Raw genomic sequence first — 23,657 nt, forward strand, 5'->3', positions numbered from 1 at the left:
CGTTCGTCGTTTTACCCTCTTCCTTGTTGATATGAAACATACGTTTCGGGCGCTCAGCCTGGCCGCGCTTCTGCTGGCCACCGGCGCTCCGACCGCCGTGGCCCAACAGGCGGGCGCCTCTACGCCCGCGGCCTTTCCGTACGCCATCGAGCAGAGCCAGCTGCCCAACGGCCTGAAAATCGTAACCGTCCCCTACGCCTCGCCGGGTCTGGCCTCGGTGTTTCTGGTGGTGCGCGCCGGCTCGCGCGACGAGGTGGAAGCCGGCAAAACCGGCTTTGCGCACTTTTTTGAGCACGTGATGTTCCGCGGTACCGATAAGTACAGCAAGGAGCAGTACGATGAGGTGCTCAAAACCCTTGGGGCCTCGGCCAACGCCAACACCTCCCTGGACCGCACCGTGTACCACATGACGGGCAACGCGCGGATGCTGGAGAAGATGTTTGAGGTGGAAGCCGACCGCTTTCAGAACCTGAAATACTCGGAGCACGACTTCAAGACCGAAGCCGGCGCCGTGAAGGGCGAATACACGAAAAACTCCGCCTCGCTCTACACCCAGCTGAACGAGAAGGTGGCCGACGCGGCCTTCGACCAGCACACCTACGAGCACACCACCATGGGCTTCTTCAAGGACGTGGTGGACATGCCCAACCAATACGCCTACTCCAAGATCTTTTTCGACCGGTTTTACCGCCCCGAGTACACCACCCTGCTGGTAGTGGGCGACGTGAAGGCGGCCGAAGTAAACCAGCTGGCCCAGAAGTATTTTGCCGGCTGGAAGCGCGGATCCTACGTGCCCGACCTGAAGCAGGAGGCCCCGCAGACGGCCCCGCGCTACGTGCACATCCAGAACGCCAACTTCCCGCCCTTCCTGAGCCTGAGCTACAAGGGCCCGGCCTTCTCCGACCAGAGCAAGGACCTGCCGGCCCTGGACGTGCTGATGACCATGCTCTTCGCCGAAAACTCCGAGCTGTACCAGCAATTGGTGGTGAAGGAGCAGAAGGTGCGCTTCGTGGGCGGCGCCCCCAACTACACCCGCGACCCGTACCTGACCTCCATCCGCGCCTCGGTGGTGAAGGCCGATGACATTCCGTACGTGAAGCAGCGCATCGTGCAGGCCTTGGAAGACCTTAAGACCAAGCCCGTGGACGCCAAGCGCCTCGCCGACACCAAATCGGCGCTGAAGTACGGCAACCTGATGGACCTGGACGCGCCCGACAACATTGCCAACACCCTGGCCCAGTTCATCTGGCTCACGGGCGACGTGCAGTCGGTGAACCGCTACACGGCCCTCTACGACCAGGTAACGGCCCAGGATATTCAGGCCGCCGCGCAGAAATACTTCGTGCCGGAGCGCCTGACGGTGGGCACCATTGGCCCGAAGGACTCGGGCGGGGTGCAGTAAGGCGTGGTCCCCGCAGGGGCAGCGCGGCCCAAAGCCCGCTACCGCCAGCTAGTCATTTTCATTTCCCGAACGAATCGGTTTCGCCGTCGTCGTTCTACATAACGCGGGCTGAAGCCTGCGCTACCTCCCATGAAACAACTCCTTCTCCGCGCCTCCTTCCTCGTGCTGGGCGCGGCTACCCTAAGCACTGCCCCGGCCCTGGCGGCCGAGGTGGTAGAACTCAAGCAGCCCGCCGCCGCCAAGGTGGTGGTGATGCTGCGCTTCCAGAACGGCTCGGCCTCCGACCCCAAGGGCAAGGAAGGCCTGGCCTACCTCACCTCCCAGCTCGTGACCGAAGGCGGCACCAAGGAGCTGACGGCGGCCCAGCTCAAAGACCTGCTGTACCCCATGGCCGCGCGCTACGCCGCCCGCACCGACAAGGAGGTGACGACCTACACCTTTGAATTTCACCGCGACTTCCTTGAGCGCTTTTACCCGGTGCTGAAGGGCCTGATGCTCACGCCGAGCTTCACCGCGGAGGATTTTGCCCGCCTGAAGTCTAACCAGCTCAACTACGTGGAACAGGTGATTCGCGCCTCTTCCGACGAGGACTACAGCAAGTTTGCCCTGGAAGACCAGCTGTTCCGCGGCACCCGCTACCAGCACATGACGCGCGGCACCGCCGCCGGCGTGCGCAGCCTCACGCTCGACGACGTGAAGCAGTTCTACGCCCGGGCCTACGGCAAAAACAACCTGACCATCGGCATCACCGGCAACTACCCGGACGCGTTTGTGCAGCGCCTGAAAAAGGACCTGGATGCGCTACCGACGGCTACGCTGAAGCCCGAAGCGCCCAAAGCAGCGGCGCCTAAGGGCGTGCGCGTGGAAATCGTGAGCAAGCCTGACGCGTTGGGCTCGGCCGTGTACGCGGGCTTTCCCATCGAAACGACCCGTGCCAAGGACAACTTCGCGGCGCTGATGGTGGCCAACTCCTACCTCGGGGAGCACCGCAAAAGCTACGGCAAGCTTTACGACAAGATCCGCACGGCCCGCTCGATGAACTACGGCGACTACAGCTACATCGAGTGGTACGAGGCCGGCGGCAACAACATGCTGCCCCTGCCCGGGGTGCCGCGCCGCGCCAACTACGCCAGCATCTGGCTGCGCCCGGTGCAGATTGCCGAGGGCCTGCGCAAGCAGTATCCCACCGAGCTGGGCGACCTGAAAGTGGGCCAGGCGCCGTTTGCGCTGCGGCTGGCTCTGCGCGAGATGGACGGGCTGGTGAAAAACGGCCTGTCGAAGCAGGACTTTGAGTTGACGCGCACCTTCCTGCGCTCCTACACCAAGCTCTACGGCCTGACGCCCGCCAAGCAGCTGGGCTTCCTGCTCGACTCGAAGTTCTACGGCCGCAAGGACTGGCTGGCCGAGCTCGACGGGCAGCTGGCCAAGCTCACCCTGGACGACGTGAACCGTGCCATCAGGAAGCACTGGCAGGTGCAGAACATGTTCGTGACCATCGTCACCGACGACAGCGAAGCCCAGCCCCTGGCCGACGTGCTGAAAAACAACACGCCCTCGCCGATGAGCTACGCCAAGGTGGTGCGCGAAGGCCTGCCCAAGGAAATCTTGGCCGAAGACGAGCAGGTAGCCAACTTCAAGCTGAACGTGACGGAGGTGAAAATCGTGGACACCAAGGACACGTTCAAGTAACGCCGCCCGGCTCTCGGGCACTGGCAGGGACGAGAGCCCCGACCCAGCTAAAAAAACCGCTTTGGACCATTCCGAAGCGGTTTTTTCATTCTGCCGTTAAACCCGCTGCTGCCCGGGCCCTCTATGAGAGCAGAAAACGGTAATCCTTTACGCTACTCACATAGACATGAAAACCTCCTCCTGGCTCAAGGCCTTCGTTCTTTCCGGCGCCCTGCTTCCCGCCACCTCCAGCTTCGCGGTCGTGCTCCAGCAAGGGCCCACCGCACCCACCACGGGTTCCGTTGAGCGCCTCGGCGCCCACCGCAAGGGCAACGGCGAAGTAAAGGCCTACGTGCAGCAAAACGTGCTGCCCGTGGTGCGGCAGCAGCGCCAGAAACTGGAAGGCCAGCTCAGCGCCGCCGACAAAACCCAGCTCACCGCCTACCGCACCCAGCTCCGCACGCTGCGCGAGCAAGGCCGCGCCCTGCGCAAGTCGTGGCACCCGGCCGACGCCCAGGCCCGGGGCCAGCGCCCGGCCCTCACCGATGCCCAAAAGCAGCAGCTGCAGCAGCTACGCACCGAGCAGCGCGCCGTAATGCAGAACGTAGCCCAGCTGGCCCAGAAGTACGAGCCGCAGATCAGCCAGCTTAAGGCCGAAGTGCAGCCGCAGCGCGACAAGTGGGAGGCTGATATCAAGGCCCTGGTGCAGAAGAACGTCACGCCCGAGCAGCAGCAAAAGCGGCAGCAGTGGGCGGAAAAAGGCCGCGGCCACCACGGCAAAGGGCATTTCGGCGGCCTGAAGCAAAACTACTTCGGCCCGACGCGCTTCCTGCTGCTCGATCCGAACGCGCCGGTGAAAACCGAACCCGCCGACCGCGGCGGCCGTGCGGCGCTGTATCCGAACCCGGCCAGCACCAGCCAGCGCCTGGCGTACGAGGTGAAGAAGGAGGGCAACGTGAAGATTGAGCTGCTCGATGAGCGCGGCAAGACGTTGCGCACCGTCTTCGAAGGCAAGCAGGCCAAGGGCCCCCAGAGCCTCGACGTAAACCTGGCCGACCTCCAGGCCGGCACCTACTACTACAAAATCACGGGCAAGGGCGCGACCGAAACCCGCCGCTTCGTGAAGGAGTAATAGTCACGGGGTTAGACTACTACCACGTCGGTTTTGGCTGGCTCAGAACGACGCTCGTCCGGTGGAGCCACGGCTTTAGAGCCGTGGCTCCACTATTTTTACGGCGCTGCCGTTAGCAGTTGGGAGGGCCGGGCCACGTGGCGGCGCCCTCTGCTCCGCCGAAAAGCGTCTTACCCAATGAACCTACTGCCCTCCGCGCTGATCCGCTCCGTACTGCTGGCCCTGGTGGGCGTCGTGCTCTTTGCCGGCTGCTGCGGCTCGGTGGCCTGCAACTGCCAGAACTACCGCGCCGACGCGCTGGTGTTTCAGTTCAGCGCCGACACCTCGGGCGGCGCCAACCGGCGGGGCTTCACGGCCGCCGAAGTCGACACGGTGCTTATCGTGCGCTCGGTGTACCCGCGCGACTCCGCGGCCACGGCTCGCGCCGATACGGCCCGCATCATCCGGCCGGCGGCCACCACGCCCGTTAGTACGCCCGTGGTCATCGACAATACCGAGCCCTTCGCCAGCCTCAACGGCCGCAAGCTCGGCTACCCCAACCCCGACTCCTCGTACCGCTACCGCATTCTGCTGCCGCAGCGCGGCCCCGGCCGCGTGCGCCTGCCCCAAACGAGCTACTACATTTCGCGGGTAGCCCTGGACGGCCAGCTCGACGGCGACGGCTGCTGCACCTGCTACCGCAACACGCGCAAGCAGTTCCGCCTCAGCCGGTTCTCCGCCAGCGGCCGCCGCGATACGCTCGTGGACGCCACTACTCCGAGCGGCAGCGCGCCCGCGGTATTTGTGCTGCGGCGCTAAGCCAAGGAGCTACGTCCGCCGGGCCGGCTGCTGCGTATAGAGAAGGCGGCGCGCAGTTACCGCGCCCGCGGCCCCTCCTTCCTCTATGCCCCGCCCCTCCGACGTTACGACGGCGCCCACGCCCGCTTTTTTCTTTCAAACCACGCTCAGCCTGGAACCGCTCATCGCGTGGTGGCAGGCCCGCACCGACGATGCCAACCCCGGCGTGTCGTTGCTGGCCCGCGGTATCCTGCGCGAGGTGGAGCAGGTGCCCGAGCTGCGCGGCCCGCTCACCAACCCGGCCGTGCTCGACGCGCACCAGCCGCTGGTGCAGGCCCTGATGGTGGCCGTGTTTCCGCCGGCCGCCTTCGACACCGACATCAGCGGCGCCATTCCCCCGTTTCAGCGCTATAGCTTTTACCACACGCCGCGCTTCGCCGAGGTGCTGCTGGCCCCCGACAAGCGGGTGAAGCAGCCGCTCAACATCGACGCAGCCACCATGGAGCGCCACATGGTGCACATGGTGTACGCCCAGATCCTGGAAAAGCTGTACGGGCAGGACATGCCCGACCACTACGGCAGCATCATCTTCACGGTGCCGGACTACCGCATCGGCCTGTACCGCCACTACAGCGTGGTGTTCAACTCGACGTTCCTGGATATTCAGGTGGTGGGCGAGCGGCCGGAGCTGAGCGAGGAGCAATTGGAGCAGCTGCGCCGCAGCCCCAACGACCTGGCCCTGTGGACGGCGCTGCTGCCGCCCGAAAACTTTGCCCTGCAGGGCTTCAACATCCTGCACCTGAGCGACGTGACGGAGCAGGAAATTCTTTCGGAGCTGAAGTACGACCTGCTGGAGCGCGACGTGCTGCAGGCCTCCGACCGGCTGGAGCAGATCCAGGAAAAGCTGCGCGTGCTCTTCGGCCGGCCCTTCCTGCAGCTCGGCATTGCGGCCTATGACGAAAAGAAAAAGGCCTTCGTGGATTTCGGGCGCAAGATCAACCACTCGTTTCTGATGAAGCAGCTGCAGCGCCAGGACGCCAACTCCGGCTTCCGGCGCGTGTACGAGCGCGTGACGCAGGACCGGCGCCCCCTGGTGCTGGAAGACGTGGCCACCGCCGACATTCCGGAAGATCTGCGCGAGCAGCTCACCAGCATCGGCATTCGCTCGGCCATTCTGGCGCTGCTGCCCTACGGCGACGACGCGGTGGGTTTGCTGGAGCTGGGCTCGCCCAACGCCGACGACCTCGGCGAGTTTGCCCTCGATAAGGTCAACGCCTTCCTGCCGCTATTTGCGGTGGCCGTGAAGCGCAACGCCGAGGAAATCCAGACCCGCGTGCAGGCCATCATCAAGGAGAAGTTCACGGCCATCCACCCGAGCATGGAATGGCGCTTCACCGACGCGGCCCTGAACCTGCTGGAGAAAATCGAAGACGGCAACAAAAACGCCGAAATGGAGCCTATCGTGTTCCAGGATGTGTACCCGCTCTACGGCTCCTCGGACGTGCGCGGCTCGAGCACGGCCCGTAATGAGGCCATTCAGGGCGACCTGATCGAACACCTCACGCTGGCCAACCGCGTGCTCAAGAAAGCCACCGAGTTTCAGGCCCTGCCCATCCTGGACGAGCTGAAGTTCTACGTCACCAAAAACCTGCGCAAGCTGCGCCAGGGCATTTTGTCGGGCGATGAGGTGAGCATTCTGGAGTCGATTAAGTCGGAGGTGGAGCCGCTGTTTGAGTACCTGGCCCAGCACACGGCGGAGCTGCGGCCCATCATCAGCGAGTACTGGTCGAACATCGACCCCGAGCTGGGCATCCTCTACAAGCGCCGCAAGGCTTTTGAGCAGAGCCTCACCCAGCTCAACGACGCCGTGAGCGACTACCTCGACGAGGAGGACCGCCGCGCCCAGCTGATGTTTCCGCACTACTTCCAGCGCTTCAAGACCGACGGCGTGGAGTTCAACATCTACGTGGGCGCCTCGCTGGTGCACGACAAGCCCTTCGACCTGATTTTCCTGAAGAACCTGCGCCTGTGGCAGCTGCTGGTGAGCTGCGAAATCACCCGCCTGACCCACCGCGTGAAAGCTACACTGCCGGTGCCGCTGGAAACCACGCAGCTGGTGCTCATTCACTCGCAGCCCCTGAGCATCCGCTTCCGCATGGACGAGCGGCAGTTCGACGTCGACGGCGCCTACAACATCCGCTACGAAATCATCAAGAAGCGCATCGACAAGGCCACCGTAGCGGGCACCGGCGAGCGGCTGACGCAACCCGGCTGCATCGCCCTGGTGTACGCGCAGGCCCGCGAAGCCACCGAGTACCGCGAGTACGTGGACTACCTGCAGGACCGCGGCCTGCTGGAGCCCGGCGTGGAGGAGCTGGAGCTGGAAGAGCTGCAGGGGGTGAAAGGCCTACAGGCGCTGCGCGTGAGGGTGAAGCTGAACTAGCGGCTACACCAACTGACGAGGCAGTGCAGCTAACTCAATTCCCAGCAGCCGCAACCACTGCGAATAGTCGCGCCAGTCTACAGGATACACGGCGGTATAATGTTGCCATAGCTCGGCTTCTTCGCCCAAGAAATAATGCCCCTCGTCGGCTGCATTGAAGAAGGTTAGCGTATCACGCTCGAAGACCAGGCGAATGGCTGTAATCAGCAGTCCGTTCACCGCTCGGGGGCATTCACCGAGAAAAATCTGACGCAGAGGCTGTCCCAGCAACTGGCGCAGCGGCGAATCAGGTGCTGGATGCGTAGGTTCACCAAAATAGTCTGGCTCAGGCAGTAATAGATTGGATTGGTTGTCTACATGCACCTCGATTTGCTCGGCATCATTGGCAATCAGCACGCGTAAACCGCTCAGCGCTAGATCAGCTGGGCTCAAGAACAGGCCTAGCGGTGCGTTTTCGGGTATAAACGCGGGGGTTTGGCCTTCGCCATAACTCCATTGAGGGTAATCGATGCGAAAGAAGGATCCTACGAGCATGTGCTTGAAAGTAAAATGCCCTGCTTTTATTGTACCCGCTGCCCCATGCGCCGCAGCCGCTGGCGCACAGCGGCCTGCACCAGCACCACCCACGCCACGGCGGCCGCAAAGCCGGCCACGACGTCGGTGGCGTAGTGCACGTGCAGGTAGATGCGCGTCAGGCCCACGCCCAGGGCCCAGAGCAGCACCAGCACGGCCCAACCGGGGTGCCGGCCGTGGCGCCAGAGTTGCCAGGCCAGCATGCCGTACAGCGCCAGCCCGATCATGGCGTGGCCGCTGGGAAAGCTCAGGCCCGGCTGGTAAATCAGTGCCGTGAGCGGCCGCACGCGCCCAAAGGCCAATTTAAGCATTTGGTTCAGCAGCGCGGAGCCGACCACGGCCGCAAATACCTCCACGGCTTCGCGGCGCAGGCGACACCACCACAGCAGCGCCGGCACCAGCAGGCCGGATGCCACAAACCAATACGCCGACCCGAAGAACGTGAGGCGCAACACCCAGGCCGTGAGGCCCGGTACGGCTGCCCGCAGCTCATCCATAGCCGCAAATGCCGCCTGATCGAACCGCTCCGGCCCGTCGAGGAAGACCAGCTTCGTCAGGTAGAGGAACAGAAGGAAGGAGCCCAAAAAAGCAATGCTCATCGCAGCCAGCTCTGCGGTAAGCTGGCCGAAAAGCCGCAGCAAAAATTGACTGAGCCGGGTCATAGGCAGTAGTTGCGGAAGCCGGAAGTGGAAGGATGCCCGTGGGCAACCGGCAGGCGTGGGGCTGTGCGGGTCTCCGACCGGCTGCGGCAAGCTCAGCCGCCGTCAACGACCATAAATGCAAAAGCCGGCCCTTTCGGAACCGGCTTTCGACTGTGCGCTCGGAGAGACTCGAACTCTCACACCTTTCGGAACTGCCGCCTGAAGACAGCGCGTCTACCAATTTCGCCACAAGCGCAGCTTTCAATATTCGCCGCCGCTGGTAGGTCAGTGGCGAATTGTGATACAAAAGTAGAGGCACCGGGGGTATATGTCAAGCCCCGCTGCGAAGAAATTTCCCAACAACCGCTTTTACTCCTGACAATCAGCCGCAAAATTTTCACTCCACGGGCAGCATGCCGTCGGCCGCGGCCGAACGCACCCGCCGCTTGATGGTCCGTTCCAGCCGGTTGAGCAGCGGCAGGGCAATCAGCAGCCACAGCACGCCGGCTGCAAAGCCGGCCAGCACATCGGAGGCGTAGTGCACGCGCAGGTACACCCGCGTCAGGCCGATGAGCAGGATCAGCGCGGTGATGAGCACGGTGAGCAGCCAGCGCAGAGAACGGTTGCTCACGTGCTGCCAGGTGAGGTAGATGAGCAGGCCGTAAAAGGAGGCGGAAATCATGGCGTGCCCGCTCGGGAAGCTCAGGCCCGAAGCCGAGGTAAGCGGCAGCAGCGGGCGTGGGCGGTTGTAGAAATTCTTGAGCAGCAGATTCAGCGTGATGCTGCCCAAGGCTACCACCGGCACCTTCAGCGAGTACCAGCGGTGCTGGCGCAGCACCAGAAAGTAGCCGATGACGCTGAGCGCGGCCACAATGATGAAGTTGCGCGAGGCCAGAAAGGTGATGAAATCGACCCAGCGGCGGTTGGCCACGCCCAGAAACTGGTGCGACCAGGTGAAGGCGTCCTCGTCGAAGTCCAGCTGTCCGTCGCCCAGCACCTGCCGGCCCAGCAGCAGGAATAGCACCACACCGGCCGTGCCTATGGCCAGAATCAGGGCAAACTCGGTGAGGAACAGAACAGCTCCGGCGAACAGGCGGCGGAAAGCAGAAGTCATGCGCGGTGTGGAGAGGCGGTGATGCTCCGGCAAACGCAAAGCCGCCCCGGAAGGATACCCCGGCCGCCTATCACCCCGTATGTTCGCATGGACTTTCCGCCCCGCAGCCGTGCCGACTCCCGACTTTGACCGCGTGGCGGCCTTTTACGACCCGCTCGCCCGGCTGGTGTTCGGGCGCACCTTGCTGCGCGCCCAGCAAACAACCCTGCGGGCGGGCCTGCCCACGGGCGCGCCCCGCGTGCTGTTCATTGGGGGTGGCACGGGCCGGGTGCTGCCCGCGCTGTTTGCCGCCTGCCCGCCAGCCGAGGTCCTCTACCTCGAGGCCTCCGCCAACATGCTGGCCCAGGCCCGGGAGCTGGCGCGGCGGCAGCTGCCGCGGGCCCGCGTGGAGTTTCGCGTCGGCACCGAGGCTGCGCTGCAGCCCACCGAGCAGTTCGACATCATCGTCGCGTTCTTCCTGTTCGACCTGTTTCCCGACCCTGAGCTGGCGCTGCTGCTGCAACGGCTGCAGGCGCACACGCACGCCGGCACGCGCTGGCTGGTGGCCGATTTTGCTCCGCCCCGCCGCTCCTGGCAGCGCGCTCTGCAGTGGCTGATGTACCGCTTCTTCGGGCTGCTGGCCGGGGTGCGGGGCCGTCGCCTGCCCGACCTAGCCGGCGGGCTGAAGCGGCTGGGCCTGCGCCCCGGCTGGCAGCAGCGCTGGGCCGATGGGCTGGTGGAAGCCGCCGTGTGGGAGAAGTAGTGCGGCGCGGCGTGGCGTTTCCGCTGCGGCTGGCTTACTTTCGGGCCTCCCCTACTCCGTCTTATGCCTTACTTCTCCGCTGCCCGGCTGCTGCTGGGCCTGAGCCTGCTTACCGCGCCGCTGCTCGCCTCGGGCCAGCAGCTAGCCGAGCCAGCGCCGCCGGTCCATTACCGCATCAGCTTCCCCAACGCCGTGCACCACGAGGCGCAGGTGGTCGTCACCTTCTGGCCGGCCCCGGCCGGCCAGACGCTGCAGGTGCGCATGGCCCGCTCCTCGCCCGGCCGCTACGCCCTGCACGAATTCGCCAAGAACGTGTACGACGTGCGCGCCACCGACGCGCAGGGCAAGCCCCTGCCCATCACCCATCCCGACCCCTACGGCTGGGACGTGAAAACGCCCAGCGACGGCATGGTGGTGTTCAGCTACACGCTCTACGGCGACCGGACCGATGGCACCTACGCCGGCATCGATCAGCAGCACGCGCACCTGAACATCCCGGCCACCTTCGCGTTTGCCCGCGGGCTGGAGCGCCGCCCGATCCAGGTCAGCTTTGAGCAGCTGCCGGCCGACTGGAAAGTGGCCACGCAGCTGGTGCCCGTCACACAGAACGGTACCGTGGTGCCCGGCCGCTACGCGGCGCCCAACCTGCAGTATTTCATGGACTCGCCCACCTCGCTCGGGGCGCAGCAGGTGCGCAGCTGGCAGGAAGGCGGGCAGCAGATCGAGCTGCAGGTGCTGCACGCCGGCTCGGAGGCCGATCTGGACCGCTTCGCCGAGCAGACGAAGCAGGTGGTGAAGGAAGCCGGGGCCGTGTTCGGCGAGCTGCCGCGCTTCGACTTCGGGCGCTACACTTTCGTGGCCGACTACCTGCCGCAGGCCAGCGGCGACGGGATGGAGCACCGCAACTCCACGTCGTTGACCAGCCCGCGGCCCCTGAGCGGCCCGGGCGCCCTGGACAACCTCGGCACCGTCTCGCACGAGTTTATCCACGCCTGGAACGTGGAGCGCATCCGTCCGCGCGACCTGGAGCCCTTTGACTTTGAGCGGGCCAATATGAGCGACATGCTCTGGTTTGCGGAGGGCTTCACCCAGTACTACGGCGACCTGGTGATGCGCCGCTCCGGGGCCTATGCCTCGGACCAGCAATACTGCGAAGAGGCCCTGACGGGGCTCGTCAACGCGATGGAAGCGCCCGGCGCCCGGCGCTACGGGGCCATTTACATGAGCCAGCAGGCACCGTTCGTGGACGCGGCCAAGAGCATCGACCCCACCAACCGCGCCAACACCTACCAGTCGTATTACCCGCTGGGCGGCGCCAACGCCCTGGCCCTGGACCTGCTGCTGCGTCAGCGCTACAAGACCGACCTCGACCAGTACATGCGCCTGGTGTGGCAGCAGCACGGCAAGGCGCAGCGCGACTACGCCCCCGAGCGGCCCTACACCGTGCCCGACCTCCAGCGCCTGCTGGGCCAGGTGAGCGGCGACACGGCCTTCGCCGGGCAGTTTTTCCGCCAGCACATTTACCATGCGCAGGTGCCCCACGACTACGCCGCCCTGCTCGCGCCGGCCGGCCTGCTGGTGCGCCCTGCCCGGCCCAACGTGCCCACCCTGGGTGCACCCGGACAGGTGGCTTTCACGGGCGGCCGCTTCGTCATCAGCTACAACACGCCGGTGGGCACGCCGCTGTACCAAGCCGGCCTCGACCGCGACGACGAAATCCTGAAGCTTGACGGCAAGGAGCTGAAAAAGGATAAGGACTTAGCCAAGCTGCTGCAGAAGCGCAAAGTCGGCGACGTGGCCACGGTGGAAGTTCGCTCGCGCGGGCAGCTGCGCACGGTGCAGGTGCCGCTGACGGCCTCCCCGGTGCTGGAAGTGCTACCGGCCGAGCAAGCCGGCCAACAGCCCACGCCCGAGCAACTGGCCTTTCGCGCCGCCTGGCTGGGGCCGAAGGCGAAGTAGCCTTCAGTGCTGATTGAAGCGAAAAGCCGGACCTCAACCGTCCGGCTTTTTCGTACTTGCTGGTTTCTGCGCCGCCCTATGCTCCCCGACCGCCGCCTGTGGCTGCTGTACGCCATCATCCTGCTCGACGTCATCGTGGGCTCGGCCATTGGGCCCATCGTGCCGGAATTTGTACGGGGACTGCCGCGGCCGCAGCTGTGGCTGGCGCTGGGCACCGGGCTGTTTTTGGGCGTGCAGCTGTTTGCCGCCCCGCTGTTGGGCCGGCTTTCCGACGGCTACGGCCGCCGGCCCATCCTGATTGTGTCGGCCATCGGCACGCTGCTGGCCAACGCGCTGCTGCTGCCGGTGCGCGCCGGGCTGTACTTCGTGAACCGCGCCAGCGACGGACTCACCAACGGCATGTACGCCACGGTGCGCTCGGCCGTGACGGACCTGTCGCCGCCCGAGCGCCTGTTTCGCAACCTCGGCATCGAGGGCGCCATCATCTCGCTGGGCTTTGTCATCGGGCCGATGGCGGGCGGGATGCTGCTGACGCTGTACGCGGTGCCCGCGGGCCAGCAGGCGCGCTACGTGGCGGGCCTGGCCGTGGCGCTGGCGGCCCTGAACGTGGGCCTGAGCCTGCTCATGCGCGAAACCCACGCCGAGCGCACCGGCCTTAGTCGCCGGGAGCTGCGCCAGACGCTGAGCGAAGCCCTGAACATCGCGCTGCTCTGGCGCCGCGTGCGGGCCAAGGGCCGCCTGTACCCCGGCCTGCCGCCGCTGGTGCTCACGCAGGCGCTGTTTACGCTCAGCATCGGTTACTACTCTTACTTCGTACCCTTTGCCAGCCTGGGCGAGCTGCAGATGGACGCGCGGGCGCTGTCGTTCTTCTTCATTTTCTTCGGCACGCTCAGCATCGGCATCAACTACCTCTTCTTCACCTTCCTGGCCGACCGCATCAACCAGCGCCGCGCCATCCTGTGGCTGGCCCTGCTGGGCGTGCCGGTGCTGGCGGCCTACGGCTTCGTGGGCAGCTCCCGCACCGCGCTGTTCACCATCGTCGCCTTCGACTGCCTGACCCTCTCGCTGATTCCCGGACTGCTGGAAGGCCTCATTGCCCGCCTCACCTCCGAAACCGACCGCGGCGAGGTGTTCGGCATGAACCAGGCGGTGCAGGGGCTAGCCAGCATCACCTCCACCGTGGTGTACGGGGCGCTGTCGGTGGCGGATCTGCGGCTGCCGTGGGCGTGGTTTGCCGTGTGCCTGGCGGGCGTGGCGGCGCTGGCTTGGCGGCTGCGCCGCTGAGCGGCCCACGGCTTTAGGCTTCGCCGTTTACTCCCAGCAAGTCCGTGCGGGCGGGGTCGGTGAGGTCGGCTTCCAGAGAAAAATAGCAGTTGCCGCCGTCCTGCACTTCTATCACCTCCTTACGCCACCCATACTCTGGATAGCACATGCCATGAATCGTAAGCAGGCGGTGCCCGTCAGGGCTATAGGCACCTTGGTATTGCCTGTAGTATCCGCCCAACTCGATGCGGCGCCGGTTCCTTCGGCCTATTGCCTTGCCAAACCCAAAATCGTAAGACGCAAACTGGTTCCTGTCGGCCTGCTCGTTGTAGCGCGCCACCACTCGTCGCAGGACAGCCTCCGCCCGCGCAATGTCGGCCAACGTGACCTCGTAGGTGCCGCTGATTCGGCCTTCTGCTTTGTAGTAAGCAATACCAGCGCTGTCGAGCGGAATGATGGCGTAGTGGCTGGTATCTGGCGTGAGCATCAGCATTGAACCGCCCCGTGGTGGGCCCGGTTCAGGCCGACAGGCGCTCAGCGCTACGAATAAAAGGCCAACGAGACACTGTTTCATAACCATAAAAAAGGCGTCAGGAGCTACCCTAACGCCTTTTATCGAACTATTGATGCCTATTACTTGCGCCGGCCGAACAGGCGTAGCAGGTAGAGGAACAGGTTCACGAAATCGAGGTAGAGCGTGAGGGCGCCCCACACGGCGGCTTTGCGGTCCGTCTGCTCGTCGTCGAGGCCCACGAAGGCCAACTCCTTCAGCTTCTGGGTGTCGTAGGCGGTCAGGCCCACGAAGATGAGCACGCCCACGCAGGAGGTAATCCAGTAGAGCATGCTGTTCTGCCAGAACAGGTTCACCACGGAGGCAATGATGAGGCCGATCAGGGCCATGAACAGCAGGTTGCCCCAGCTGCTCAGGTCGGTGCGGGTGAGGTAGCCGTAGAGGCTCATCACGCCGAAGGTGCCCGCCGTCACGAAAAACGTGGAGGCAATGCTGTCGGCCGTGTACACCATGAAGATGACGCCGAGCGTGAGGCCGTTCAGGAGCGAGTACGCCACGAAGGCGCCGATGGCCTGGTTGGCCGTCATCTTCATCAGGCGGGCGCCGAGGAAGCCCACGATGAACAGCTCCAGCAGCAGCAACCCAAAGAACACCAGTCGGTTGCCGATGACCAGCTCCTGCAGCATGGGCGAGGCCCCCACGACCATGGCCACGCCGCCGGTGGCAGCCAGGGCGCCGGTCATCCAGCCGTATACCTGCGTCATGAAGCGCGTTTGGATGGCGGAAGCCTCCTCAGCCGTCAGCCGAATCGGGTTTTGGCGGGGCTCCAGGGCCTCTTCGGGAGTAAAGTTTTCCATGAAATGAACGGTGGGATAAAGGAGTGAAGGTGAAATAAAGGGCCGTAAAATAACGACTTCGTTTGCGCTGCACAACTGCGCCTCGCAGGCCGGCGGCGCCAGGTTGTCGGGCGCTGGGCGCGGCTCCGGCCGGGCCGAATTTGTTTCTTGCCGCAAACAAGCCCGCGCCGTACGCGCTTAAGCCGATATTCGCCCGCTATTCCCCATTTTATGCCCGCCTCCCGCCACGTTCGCAACGAGCAGCTTCGCACCATTCGCCCCCATTACCCCGGCAACCTAGTGGTGGGCCGGCAGTTTGCCAACGTCGGCGAGCAGCTCTACGAGCCCAGCTTCTCGAACGTGCTGCGCTGGAAGGTGCTGACCAAGAACCCCCAGGCCGAAGTCAAAAAGCAGGACGCCTGGGCCCCGGCGGTGCAGCCCTGCGCCGAGGTGCTGCGCCAGCGCCCCGAGGGCACGCTGATCTGGCTGGGCCACGCCTCCTTCTGGCTGCGCTGGGGCCAGCGCACGTTCCTTTTCGACCCGGTGCTGTTTGATCTGCCGCTGATCAAGCGCCGCCACCCGCTGCCCTGCGCGCCCCAGGACCTGACCGGCATCGATTACCTGCTGCTCTCGCACGGGCACCGCGACCACCTCGACGACGACTCCATCCGGCTGCTGGCCCGCCAAAACCCGCAGTTGCAGGTGCTCGGGCCGTTGCGCGTGAGTGGCCTGCTCAAGCGCACCGCCGGCACGCTGCCGCCCACCCAGGAGGCCGGCTGGTGGCAGCAGTTTGAGCTGGGCCCCGAGGCGCCGCTGGACGTCTTTTACCTGCCCGCCGCTCACTGGCACCGCCGCGGCCTCGGCGACCTGAATACGGTGCTGTGGGGCTCCTTTCTGCTGTGCGAAAAAGCCACCGGCCGCACGCTCTACTTTGCCGGCGACTCGGCCGAGGGGCCGCACTTCTACGAGATGGAGGCGCAGTTCGGCCCCCTCGACGTGGTACTGCTGCCCATCGGGGCCTACAAGCCGGCGTTCATGATGCAGCGCAGCCACATGAACCCCCACGAGGCGGCCAAAGTCAGCAACCAGCTGCGCGCCGGCCACTTCATCCCGATGCATTACGGCACCTTCGACCTCTCGGACGAGCCGGCCTCCGAGCCGCTGCACATGCTGGAGCAGATTGCGACCGAGGGCTGGCTGAACGCCCAGCTGCACCTGCCGGCCGTGGGCCAGCCCTTGTACCTGAACGAGCTGGAGTAGCTCTAGCGCAGCGGCTTGGCCAGGACCAGCCCGAGCCCGGCCAGAATTTGGCGCAAACTCGGCTTTAACACCCCGTCGGGGCGGCACGTAGGCAGTAGCACCGCGGTGGGTACCCCGCCGTGCTGCTCACCCTAACCCCGTTTCCAATGCTGTTCGACAAGAAACTCGAAACCCTCGACGACCTGCTTCTGATGTGCCTGAAAGACCTCTACAGCGCCGAAACCCAGCTGGTGCAAGCCCTGCCGCAAATGGCCGGAGCCGCCAAGGACGGGCGCCTGCGCCGCGGCTTCGAACGCCACCTGCGCGAAACCGAGGAGCAGGTGAAGCGACTGGAGCGCATCGGTAAGGCGCTGAACCTGGACCTGGGCGGCGAAACCTGCGTGGCCATGCAGGGCCTGATCAAGGAGGGCCAGAAACTGATGTCGGAAAACGCCACGGAGGAAGTGATGGACGCGGCCCTGATCGGGGCCTCGCAGAAGATTGAGCACTACGAAATTGCCTGCTACGGCACGGCCGCCCACTACGCCGACCGCCTGGGCTACTCCGATGCCGCCGACCTGCTGCGCAAGACGCTGGAGGAAGAGCAGCTGACCGACACCAAGCTCAACGAGCTGGCTAAGAACTACCTGAACAAAAAGGCCGAAGAGGCTTAAGCCTGACCAGAAGCAAACAGCCGCGGCGGCCCCGAAAGGAGCCGCCGCGGCTGTTTTGATACCTGCTGGCCGGGCGCTGCCCCTAGCGGATCTTGCCCTGCAAATCCCAGTGGCTGTGCCTGATTTCCAAGCTACCCGGCTCCCGCTTGATGGTGCGCGTGTACCGCTCGCCGGCAATGGCGCCGTCGGGGCGGCGCCGGCCGAAAAAGAGCAGCACCGGCTCGCCGTGCTCGTTGGTAACGAAGGTGATGTCGTAGCCCTTGAACACGTCGTCGATACGGGTTTTGGGCTCGTATTTCTTGCTGAGCTTTTTGTCCAGCTCCGGGTGCAGCGGCATAAAAGTGGGGGCGTTGGTGACGCAGAACTGTACGCGCCACCGGGCAGGCGGTTTTAGCCGAGCCGACGTGCCCGCCCGGCCGCGCGGGCCAGCCGCCGCAGACCCCTATCTTTACGGCCCTATTTTCCCGCCTATGTCTCCCACCCTGGTCCTTAGCCTGATTGCCGGCTATTTCGTCGTGCTCATCATCATTGCGCTGCTCACCTCGCGCAAGGCCACGAGCGAATCCTTCTTCGTCGCCAACCGCAACGCGCCCTGGTACATGGTCGCGTTTGCCATGATTGGCACCTCGCTTTCGGGCGTCACGTTCGTGTCGGTGCCGGGGCAGGTGCTTACCGGGCAGTGGAGCTACATGGGCATGGTGCTGGGCTACGTGGCCGGCTACGCGGTCATTGCCACGGTGCTGCTGCCGCTGTACTACCGCCTCAACCTGGTCAGCATCTATACCTACCTGGAGCAACGCTTCGGGTTCTGGAGCTACAAGACCGGGGCGTTCTTCTTTCTGCTGAGCCGGGCCATCGGCGCCTCGTTCCGCCTGTTTCTGGTGGCGGGCGTGCTGCAGGTCATCGTGTTCGATCAGTTGGGCGTGCCCTTCGCCGTGACGGTCACCGTCAGCATCCTGCTGATTTACCTCTACACGTTCAAGGGCGGCCTGAAAACCATCCTCTGGACCGACACTTTCCAGACCATGGCCATGCTGCTGTGCGTGGTGGTGAGCATAGGCCTGATCGGGCAAGAGCTGAACCTGGGCTGGGCCGGGCTGGTGCAGACGGTGCGCGAGTCGCCGCTGTCGGAAACCTTCTTCTTCGCCGACGCCAACGACAAAAAGTACTTCTGGAAGCTGTTCGCGGCCGGCATGTTCATCACTATCACGATGACCGGACTGGACCAGGACCTGATGCAGAAGAACCTGAGCTGCCGCAACATCCGCGACGCGCAGAAGAACATGTTCTGGTTTACGCTCACGCTGGTGTTCGTCAACATCCTGTTCCTCTCGCTGGGCGTGCTGCTGTTTAAGTACGCCGAGGTGAAAGGCATTGCCCTCGACCAGCTGCCGCAGCTGCTCAACCTCAAGGGCAAGCTCGACACCGACAAGGTATTCCCCTACCTAGCCACCACGCACTTCTCCCTGTTCGCGGGCGTGGTGTTCGTGCTCGGCATCATTGCCGTCACCTACGCCTCTGCCGACTCGGCCCTGACGGCCCTTACGACGTCGTTTTGCGTCGACTTCCTCAGCATTTCGCGCTACCCCGAAGCCCGGCAGAAAACCATGCGCCAGGCCGCGCACCTGGGCTTCACGGTCGTGCTCATCGTCATCATCCTGATCTTCCGCGCCCTCAACGACCAGAACGTGGTATCGGCCGTGTTCGACGCGGCCGGCTACACCTACGGGCCGCTGCTGGGCCTTTACGCCTTCGGGCTGTACACGCATCGTCGCCCCGTCGACCGGTGGGTGCCCATCATCTGCGTGCTCTCGCCGCTGCTCACGTGGGCCCTGGTGAAAAACTCGGCCGCGTGGTTTGGCGGCTACGAAATCGGCTTCGAAAAGCTGATCTACAACGGCCTGCTCACCTTCATCGGGCTGTGGCTGATTTCGCGCCGCGCGTCGGTGCCCGTCGAGCTGAACTCCACTGCGCGCGAAATGGTTAGCTAGGGCGTACCTTTGCGCCACTGCCACGCCGTAGCGCCGACTGCCCCGTCGGCGCTACGGCGTGCGCCCATTCTGCCCTTTCGCCCGTGAAATACCTCCTACTCTTCGCCCTTCTGCTGCTCGGCACCGGCTCGGCGGCCGTGGCCCAGCGCCGCCCCCCGAACGTGCGCGGCCCCGTGGTGATGCGCGCCGACCAGATGCGCCCCCAGATGAAGCCCGGCGAAAACCGCCCCGATGTGGCCCCGGCCTACCCCGGCGGGCAGCCCGCGCTGAGCCAGTTTATCCAGGACAACGTGCAGACGCCCGCCGCCGTGCGCGAGCAAGGCAAGACGGGCATCGTCTTCACCAGCTTCACCGTGGGCGAAGACGGCCGCCTGAGCAACACCAAGGTGGACAAAGGCTTCACGCCCGAGTGCGACGCCGAAGCCCTGCGCCTGCTGGGCCTGATGCCCGCCTGGAAACCCGCCACCCGCAAGGGCAAGCCCGTGGCCGTGGACGTCACCCTGCCCGTGCCCTTCGGCCACTTGGGCGAGCTGATTGTGGAGAAGGGTAAAGTAAAATTCGAGTAAACGAGTCTTTAGAACCTAGAAGCGAGAACCAAGAGCTTAGAAGCCGTAGCGCACGGCTGGGCGGTCTAAGTTCTCCGTTCTTCTATCTAAGCTCTAATCCAGAGGAATGGCAGCGAGAAGCGGATTAAATACCAGCGGCACCGTCGATGCGGACGTGCCGAAAGTCAAATTAAACAAAGAAAGCTTCCAGCGCGGCCTGCGAATTTTTCGCTTCGTGCTGCCCTACAAGGCCCCCTTTGTTGCGGGCCTGCTGCTGCTGTTGCTTAGCAGCGTCTCCACGATGGTAATGCCCAAGATGCTGGGCTACCTCGTCAACATTGCCAACCACCAGACGGCCACGCTGCCGGCTTACCTGCCCAAGACTATTACCGGCATTGCGCTGCTGCTGTTCGGCGTGGTGCTGCTGCAGGGCCTGTTTTCCTTTTTCCGCATCTTCTTTTTCTCGCGCGTCAGCGAGTTTTCGGTGCGCGACATTCGCCGCACGCTCTACCAGAAGCTCGTTACGCTGCCGATTCCCTTTTTCGAGCAGCGCCGGGTGGGTGAACTCACCTCCCGCCTCACGTCGGACGTGGCCAACGTGCAGGACACGTTCACGCTGACGCTGGCCGAGTTTCTGCGGCAGATCCTGACGCTGCTGGCCGGCGTGGCCTTCATCATGTGGGAGTCGTGGCGGTTGTCGCTGTTTATGCTGGCCACGTTTCCGCCCTTGGTGCTGCTGGCTTTCCTCTTCGGGCGCAGCATCCGCAAGCTCTCGAAGCAGACGCAGGACGAGCTGGCCAAGACCAACGTCATCGTGGAGGAAACCATGCAGGGCATCAGCTCGGTGAAAGCCTTTACCAGCGAGCAGCACGAGGTAAACCGTTACGGTGCCGGCCTGAACCGCACCGTGCAGGCCGCCCTGAAAGCCAGCGTGTTCCGCGGCGGGTTCGTATCGTTTATCATCGTGGCCATTTTCGGCGGCATCTTCCTGGTGCTCTGGCGCGGTGCCTCCTACGTGGAGCTGCCTGCCTCCGACCCGCGCCACCTGCCCATGGGCGACCTGGTGGCCTTCATTCTGTACACCATGTTCATCGGGGCCTCGGTAGCGGGCCTAGGCGAGATGTACGGCAAGATTCAAAGCAGCCTGGGCGCCTCGGAGCGCATTCTGGAAATCCTGGACGAAGAATCCGAACCGGTACACCAGCCCCGCCGGGCTGGCGCTGCCCCGCTCAAGCTGCGCGGCAACATCGAGTACGAGCACGTGGAGTTCCGCTACCCCACCCGCCCCGACCTGACGGTACTCAAGGACATCACGTTCAGCATCGAAGCGGGCGAAAAGGTGGCGCTGGTAGGCCCCTCGGGCGCCGGCAAATCGACCATCGTGCAGCTGCTCATGCATATTTACGAGCTCAGCGGCGGCCGCATCCGCATCGACGGGCACGACCTCAACTCCCTGGATTTGACCGAGCTGCGCCAGCACATCGGCATTGTGCCGCAGGAAACGCTGCTGTTTGGCGGCACCATCCGCGAAAACATCCTCTACGGCCGCCCCGGCGCCCCCGAGGCCGACATCGTCGACGCGGCCCGGCGGGCCAACGCCTGGCAGTTTATCCAGTCGTTTCCGGAAGGGCTGGACACGGTGGTGGGCGAGCGGGGCATCAAGCTCTCGGGCGGGCAGCGCCAGCGCATTGCCATTGCCCGCGCCATCCTGAAAAACCCGGCCATTCTGCTGCTCGACGAAGCCACTTCGGCCCTCGACTCGGAAAGCGAGAAGCTGGTGCAGCAGGCCATGGACGAGCTCATGCAAGACCGCACCAGCATCATCATTGCGCACCGCCTGAGCACCATCCGCAAGGTGGACAAGATCCTGGTCATCGACGGCGGCCGCATCGTGGAGCAGGGCAGCCACGAGGAGCTGCACGACAACGAAAACGGCCTGTACGCCAACCTGCTCAAGCTGCAGTTTGAGCTGACGTAGCGCTGATACAAGGCAATAAAGACGGGGCGGCGTGGCTGGTACTGCACCGACCACGCCGCCCCACTTCGTTGTGTTCAACGGCTGTGTTGGGCTAACTTGCTACGTGTTGCCGATTTCATCCTACGTGCTCCATGGTCATTACCGTTCCTGACGTTGTCGTTACCGAAGAGGAATTTGCCGTAATAGCTACCCGGCAATGGCTTAGCCGCCGCAAAAACCGCTGGCCGCTGTGGATTTACAGCTTCGCCGCGTTGGTATTCCTGGCGTTGCTTGGCCTGCGCCTGTCGGAGCGTGCCGGCGACCCATCCGCGCCCTGGCCAGCCTTCGAGCTATTCTGGCTGGCTTTCATCTGCCTGTACATGTTCTGGTGGCGGCGGTACCGGCTGAAACAGTATTTCCGCAAGGCTTACCGCTCGTAGCCTTCGAACCAGCTGCCGAGCACCTACCACTTCCGTGAAGGCGAAATAGAAACGCTTAGCGAGCTGGCGCGGGGCAGCGTCCGGTACGCGGCCATTACCAAAGCCGTGTTCCAGGACCGGTGGCTGCTGCTTTACTTTTCCGAAAGCGGCTTCGCTTTTGTGGACCTTGACCGCACCGCGCCGCCAGCTACCGTAGCCGATGTGCGGCACCTGCTGGCGCGCAACGGTCTGGTGGTGGCATGACGCAGGGTTTTTCGGACGCAACTGCTTACCCGTGATGCAAACCCGCCTGCGCGTCACCTTCAACGCCAACTACCTTGACGTGCCCACGGTGCAGCAGTTGTTCTACGCGGCCATGGACGTGGGCGCCCAGTACAGCCGCGGCTACAGCCCGGCGCCGGGCACGGTCACGTTTACCCTGTACGGGCGCTACAGCGCGCTGTCGGTGCGGCGCTTTGCCGGGCTGCTGCACCACCACGACTCGTTTGCGCGCCTCCTGGTTGATGGGCGCCTGTACCTTGGCTGCTAGCCCGTTGCTGCGGCTTGTGACAAATCCATTAGCATAAACCGGCCGCCCATTGGCCGAAAGCTGTACTTTTACCACCGCGTAACCCTTACCCTTTACCCTTCCCTCATGTTGCTTCAGATCCGGACTTCGCTGCTTGCCGGCACTGCCCTGGCAGGCGCCCTCCTTTTCTCGGCCCCGGCCGCCCAGGCCCAGCTCAGCACCCCGGCCGCCAGCCCCAAAAGCACCATCACGCAGCGCGTGGGCCTCACCGACGTCACCATCACCTACTCGCGCCCCAGCGCCAAGGGCCGCGCCGTGTACGGCGGGGTGGTAGCCTTCGGCAAGCGCTGGCGCACGGGCGCCAACCAGACGACCACCATCAAGTTTTCGGACGAGGTGACGGTGGAAGGCAAGAAAGTGCCGGCCGGCGAATACGGCATCTACACCATCCCGAACAAAACGGAGTGGCTGGTGGTGCTCAACAAAGACATCAAGCGTGGCGCCGACGTGGAGAAGTTCATGGACGATCAGGACGTGGCCCGCTTCACCATCAAGCCCTACAAGCTGCCCTCGAAGGTGGAAACCTTCACCATCAACTTCTCGGACCTGACCCCGGCCACCGCCAATGTGGACATGCAGTGGGAGCTGACGGGCGCCAAGTTTAAAATCACCTCCGACGTGGAGCCCAAGGTGATGGCGCAGATCGACGAGAAGGTGGTGAAAAACGCCGCCCCCAACGCCAACGACCTGGCCGCCGCTGCCCTCTACTACTACGACAACGGCAAGGACCTGAACCAGGCCCTGACGTGGATTCAGAAGGCCAACGCCACGGAGCCCAAGTTCTGGAACGTGCACACGGAGGCCAAGATCAAGATGAAGCTGAAGGACTACAAGGGCGCCACCGCCACCGCCGAACAGTCGCGTGCGCTGGCCCTGGAAGCCAAGAACCTGGACTACGTGAAGATGAACGAGCAGCTGATCATCGACGCCAAAACCGCGGAAGGCGGCAAGCCGGCCAAAACGGACAAGCCGGCCAAGGTGAAAGACGAATCCAAGAAGGCGGAAACCAAAGCCGAGTCGAAGTCGAAGGCCGGCCTGAACCCCAAAGCGGAGTACAAGCCGAAGGAAGACAAGAAGAAGGAAGAGAAGGCCGAGTCGAAGTAAGCCTCCGACTCCGCTTTCCGGCCTGAGCCAACGAAACGGCCCGTCACCTCGCGGTGGCGGGCCGTTTTCGTATGGTCA

23 protein-coding genes and 1 tRNA gene are annotated in these 23,657 nt (G+C 64.1%); 17 read left to right on the plus strand and 7 right to left on the minus strand.

The annotated features are described in order from the left end of the window. The first annotated feature begins 31 nt into the window (after positions 1-31). The 5 genes from ACYVKQ_RS08895 (at position 32) to ACYVKQ_RS08915 (ending at position 7,422) form a co-directional block, all read left to right on the plus strand. Entirely contained in the window at positions 32-1,402 is a 1,371-nt protein-coding gene (locus ACYVKQ_RS08895) for a M16 family metallopeptidase (RefSeq protein WP_460577771.1), read from the plus strand. 129 nt (positions 1,403-1,531) lie between these two features. Then, positions 1,532-3,091, plus strand: coding sequence for a M16 family metallopeptidase (locus ACYVKQ_RS08900; RefSeq protein ID WP_460577773.1), 1,560 nt, complete (start codon positions 1,532-1,534; stop codon positions 3,089-3,091). A gap of 166 nt (positions 3,092-3,257) precedes the next feature. Then, positions 3,258-4,202: a T9SS type A sorting domain-containing protein gene (locus ACYVKQ_RS08905; protein WP_460577775.1), complete on the plus strand. Its 945-nt coding sequence runs from the start codon at positions 3,258-3,260 to the stop codon at positions 4,200-4,202. Between the two features lie 177 nt (positions 4,203-4,379). Then, positions 4,380-5,000, plus strand: coding sequence for a hypothetical protein (locus tag ACYVKQ_RS08910; protein WP_460577777.1), 621 nt, complete (start codon positions 4,380-4,382; stop codon positions 4,998-5,000). An 85-nt stretch (positions 5,001-5,085) separates the two neighbouring features. After that, positions 5,086-7,422, plus strand: a complete 2,337-nt coding sequence (locus tag ACYVKQ_RS08915) for a GAF domain-containing protein (protein WP_460577779.1) — start codon at positions 5,086-5,088, stop codon at positions 7,420-7,422. A gap of 3 nt (positions 7,423-7,425) precedes the next feature. Here ACYVKQ_RS08915 and ACYVKQ_RS08920 read toward each other — a convergent pair whose 3' ends face one another. The 4 genes from ACYVKQ_RS08920 to ACYVKQ_RS08935 form a co-directional block, all read right to left on the minus strand. Then, positions 7,426-7,956: a hypothetical protein gene (locus ACYVKQ_RS08920; protein ID WP_460577781.1), complete on the minus strand. Its 531-nt coding sequence runs from the start codon at positions 7,954-7,956 to the stop codon at positions 7,426-7,428. Positions 7,957-7,982: 26 nt separating this feature from the next. Then, positions 7,983-8,594: a phosphatase PAP2 family protein gene (locus ACYVKQ_RS08925; protein ID WP_460577783.1), complete on the minus strand. Its 612-nt coding sequence runs from the start codon at positions 8,592-8,594 to the stop codon at positions 7,983-7,985. A 216-nt stretch (positions 8,595-8,810) separates the two neighbouring features. Then, a tRNA-Leu gene (locus ACYVKQ_RS08930) sits at positions 8,811-8,892 on the minus strand. Positions 8,893-9,033: 141 nt separating this feature from the next. Further along, the gene (locus ACYVKQ_RS08935; RefSeq protein ID WP_460577785.1) at positions 9,034-9,750 is read right to left on the minus strand and encodes a phosphatase PAP2 family protein; all 717 of its coding nucleotides are present in this window, start codon (positions 9,748-9,750) and stop codon (positions 9,034-9,036) included. Positions 9,751-9,829: 79 nt separating this feature from the next. On the opposite strand from ACYVKQ_RS08935, the gene ACYVKQ_RS08940 reads away from it, so the two are divergent. The 3 genes from ACYVKQ_RS08940 to ACYVKQ_RS08950 all read left to right on the plus strand — a co-directional run bounded on the left by ACYVKQ_RS08940 (position 9,830) and on the right by ACYVKQ_RS08950 (position 13,735). Beyond that, complete coding sequence (locus ACYVKQ_RS08940; RefSeq protein WP_460577787.1) at positions 9,830-10,492, plus strand: class I SAM-dependent methyltransferase; 663 nt, start codon at positions 9,830-9,832, stop codon at positions 10,490-10,492. Positions 10,493-10,555: 63 nt separating this feature from the next. After that, positions 10,556-12,451 carry a M61 family metallopeptidase gene (locus ACYVKQ_RS08945; RefSeq protein WP_460577788.1) on the plus strand — a complete coding sequence of 632 codons (1,896 nt, stop codon included), beginning with the start codon at positions 10,556-10,558 and terminating at the stop codon, positions 12,449-12,451. A 78-nt stretch (positions 12,452-12,529) separates the two neighbouring features. Then, positions 12,530-13,735 carry an MFS transporter gene (locus ACYVKQ_RS08950; RefSeq protein ID WP_460577789.1) on the plus strand — a complete coding sequence of 402 codons (1,206 nt, stop codon included), beginning with the start codon at positions 12,530-12,532 and terminating at the stop codon, positions 13,733-13,735. 13 nt (positions 13,736-13,748) lie between these two features. Here ACYVKQ_RS08950 and ACYVKQ_RS08955 read toward each other — a convergent pair whose 3' ends face one another. Beyond that, positions 13,749-14,207 carry a hypothetical protein gene (locus tag ACYVKQ_RS08955; RefSeq protein WP_460577790.1) on the minus strand — a complete coding sequence of 153 codons (459 nt, stop codon included), beginning with the start codon at positions 14,205-14,207 and terminating at the stop codon, positions 13,749-13,751. 140 nt (positions 14,208-14,347) lie between these two features. After that, positions 14,348-15,082: a Bax inhibitor-1/YccA family protein gene (locus ACYVKQ_RS08960; RefSeq protein ID WP_460577792.1), complete on the minus strand. Its 735-nt coding sequence runs from the start codon at positions 15,080-15,082 to the stop codon at positions 14,348-14,350. Between the two features lie 210 nt (positions 15,083-15,292). Between ACYVKQ_RS08960 and ACYVKQ_RS08965 the strand changes: the two genes are divergently transcribed. Next, entirely contained in the window at positions 15,293-16,321 is a 1,029-nt protein-coding gene (locus ACYVKQ_RS08965) for an MBL fold metallo-hydrolase (protein WP_460577794.1), read from the plus strand. 146 nt (positions 16,322-16,467) lie between these two features. Then, positions 16,468-16,974, plus strand: coding sequence for a YciE/YciF ferroxidase family protein (locus ACYVKQ_RS08970; protein ID WP_460577796.1), 507 nt, complete (start codon positions 16,468-16,470; stop codon positions 16,972-16,974). Positions 16,975-17,056: 82 nt separating this feature from the next. Here the strand turns inward: ACYVKQ_RS08970 and ACYVKQ_RS08975 are convergent, their stop codons facing one another. Further along, positions 17,057-17,311, minus strand: a complete 255-nt coding sequence (locus tag ACYVKQ_RS08975) for a hypothetical protein (RefSeq protein WP_460577798.1) — start codon at positions 17,309-17,311, stop codon at positions 17,057-17,059. A gap of 133 nt (positions 17,312-17,444) precedes the next feature. Between ACYVKQ_RS08975 and ACYVKQ_RS08980 the strand changes: the two genes are divergently transcribed. The 7 genes from ACYVKQ_RS08980 (at position 17,445) to ACYVKQ_RS09010 (ending at position 23,579) form a co-directional block, all read left to right on the plus strand. Then, on the plus strand, positions 17,445-18,965 hold the full coding sequence (locus ACYVKQ_RS08980) for a sodium:solute symporter (protein WP_460577800.1): 1,521 nt from the start codon (positions 17,445-17,447) through the stop codon (positions 18,963-18,965). Positions 18,966-19,048: 83 nt separating this feature from the next. Continuing rightward, the gene (locus tag ACYVKQ_RS08985) at positions 19,049-19,531 is read left to right on the plus strand and encodes an energy transducer TonB (protein ID WP_460577802.1); all 483 of its coding nucleotides are present in this window, start codon (positions 19,049-19,051) and stop codon (positions 19,529-19,531) included. A 106-nt stretch (positions 19,532-19,637) separates the two neighbouring features. Further along, complete coding sequence (locus ACYVKQ_RS08990) at positions 19,638-21,488, plus strand: ABC transporter ATP-binding protein (protein ID WP_460577804.1); 1,851 nt, start codon at positions 19,638-19,640, stop codon at positions 21,486-21,488. A 131-nt stretch (positions 21,489-21,619) separates the two neighbouring features. Beyond that, positions 21,620-21,907: a hypothetical protein gene (locus ACYVKQ_RS08995; protein ID WP_460577806.1), complete on the plus strand. Its 288-nt coding sequence runs from the start codon at positions 21,620-21,622 to the stop codon at positions 21,905-21,907. Between the two features lie 105 nt (positions 21,908-22,012). Next, on the plus strand, positions 22,013-22,150 hold the full coding sequence (locus ACYVKQ_RS09000; protein ID WP_460577808.1) for a hypothetical protein: 138 nt from the start codon (positions 22,013-22,015) through the stop codon (positions 22,148-22,150). Positions 22,151-22,184: 34 nt separating this feature from the next. Next, on the plus strand, positions 22,185-22,436 hold the full coding sequence (locus ACYVKQ_RS09005; protein ID WP_460577810.1) for a hypothetical protein: 252 nt from the start codon (positions 22,185-22,187) through the stop codon (positions 22,434-22,436). A gap of 105 nt (positions 22,437-22,541) precedes the next feature. Continuing rightward, the gene (locus ACYVKQ_RS09010) at positions 22,542-23,579 is read left to right on the plus strand and encodes a DUF2911 domain-containing protein (protein WP_460577812.1); all 1,038 of its coding nucleotides are present in this window, start codon (positions 22,542-22,544) and stop codon (positions 23,577-23,579) included. Positions 23,580-23,657 lie beyond the last annotated feature (78 nt).

The sequence above is a fragment of the Hymenobacter coalescens genome, from assembly GCF_054783195.1.

Coding starts and splice junctions, on each gene's coding strand:
- ACYVKQ_RS08960 (WP_460577792.1), bottom strand. CDS start 15,082: ATGGAAAACTTTACTCCCGAAGAGGCCCTGGAGCCCCGCCAAAACCCG.
- ACYVKQ_RS08905 (WP_460577775.1), top strand. CDS start 3,258: ATGAAAACCTCCTCCTGGCTCAAGGCCTTCGTTCTTTCCGGCGCCCTG.
- ACYVKQ_RS08895 (WP_460577771.1), top strand. CDS start 32: ATGAAACATACGTTTCGGGCGCTCAGCCTGGCCGCGCTTCTGCTGGCC.
- ACYVKQ_RS08995 (WP_460577806.1), top strand. CDS start 21,620: ATGGTCATTACCGTTCCTGACGTTGTCGTTACCGAAGAGGAATTTGCC.
- ACYVKQ_RS08990 (WP_460577804.1), top strand. CDS start 19,638: ATGGCAGCGAGAAGCGGATTAAATACCAGCGGCACCGTCGATGCGGAC.
- ACYVKQ_RS08915 (WP_460577779.1), top strand. CDS start 5,086: ATGCCCCGCCCCTCCGACGTTACGACGGCGCCCACGCCCGCTTTTTTC.
- ACYVKQ_RS09010 (WP_460577812.1), top strand. CDS start 22,542: ATGTTGCTTCAGATCCGGACTTCGCTGCTTGCCGGCACTGCCCTGGCA.
- ACYVKQ_RS08920 (WP_460577781.1), bottom strand. CDS start 7,956: ATGCTCGTAGGATCCTTCTTTCGCATCGATTACCCTCAATGGAGTTAT.
- ACYVKQ_RS08975 (WP_460577798.1), bottom strand. CDS start 17,311: ATGCCGCTGCACCCGGAGCTGGACAAAAAGCTCAGCAAGAAATACGAG.
- ACYVKQ_RS08925 (WP_460577783.1), bottom strand. CDS start 8,594: ATGAGCATTGCTTTTTTGGGCTCCTTCCTTCTGTTCCTCTACCTGACG.
- ACYVKQ_RS08945 (WP_460577788.1), top strand. CDS start 10,556: ATGCCTTACTTCTCCGCTGCCCGGCTGCTGCTGGGCCTGAGCCTGCTT.
- ACYVKQ_RS08980 (WP_460577800.1), top strand. CDS start 17,445: ATGTCTCCCACCCTGGTCCTTAGCCTGATTGCCGGCTATTTCGTCGTG.
- ACYVKQ_RS09005 (WP_460577810.1), top strand. CDS start 22,185: ATGCAAACCCGCCTGCGCGTCACCTTCAACGCCAACTACCTTGACGTG.
- ACYVKQ_RS08910 (WP_460577777.1), top strand. CDS start 4,380: ATGAACCTACTGCCCTCCGCGCTGATCCGCTCCGTACTGCTGGCCCTG.
- ACYVKQ_RS08955 (WP_460577790.1), bottom strand. CDS start 14,207: ATGCTGATGCTCACGCCAGATACCAGCCACTACGCCATCATTCCGCTC.
- ACYVKQ_RS08935 (WP_460577785.1), bottom strand. CDS start 9,750: ATGACTTCTGCTTTCCGCCGCCTGTTCGCCGGAGCTGTTCTGTTCCTC.
- ACYVKQ_RS08970 (WP_460577796.1), top strand. CDS start 16,468: ATGCTGTTCGACAAGAAACTCGAAACCCTCGACGACCTGCTTCTGATG.
- ACYVKQ_RS08965 (WP_460577794.1), top strand. CDS start 15,293: ATGCCCGCCTCCCGCCACGTTCGCAACGAGCAGCTTCGCACCATTCGC.
- ACYVKQ_RS08950 (WP_460577789.1), top strand. CDS start 12,530: ATGCTCCCCGACCGCCGCCTGTGGCTGCTGTACGCCATCATCCTGCTC.
- ACYVKQ_RS08940 (WP_460577787.1), top strand. CDS start 9,830: ATGTTCGCATGGACTTTCCGCCCCGCAGCCGTGCCGACTCCCGACTTT.
- ACYVKQ_RS08900 (WP_460577773.1), top strand. CDS start 1,532: ATGAAACAACTCCTTCTCCGCGCCTCCTTCCTCGTGCTGGGCGCGGCT.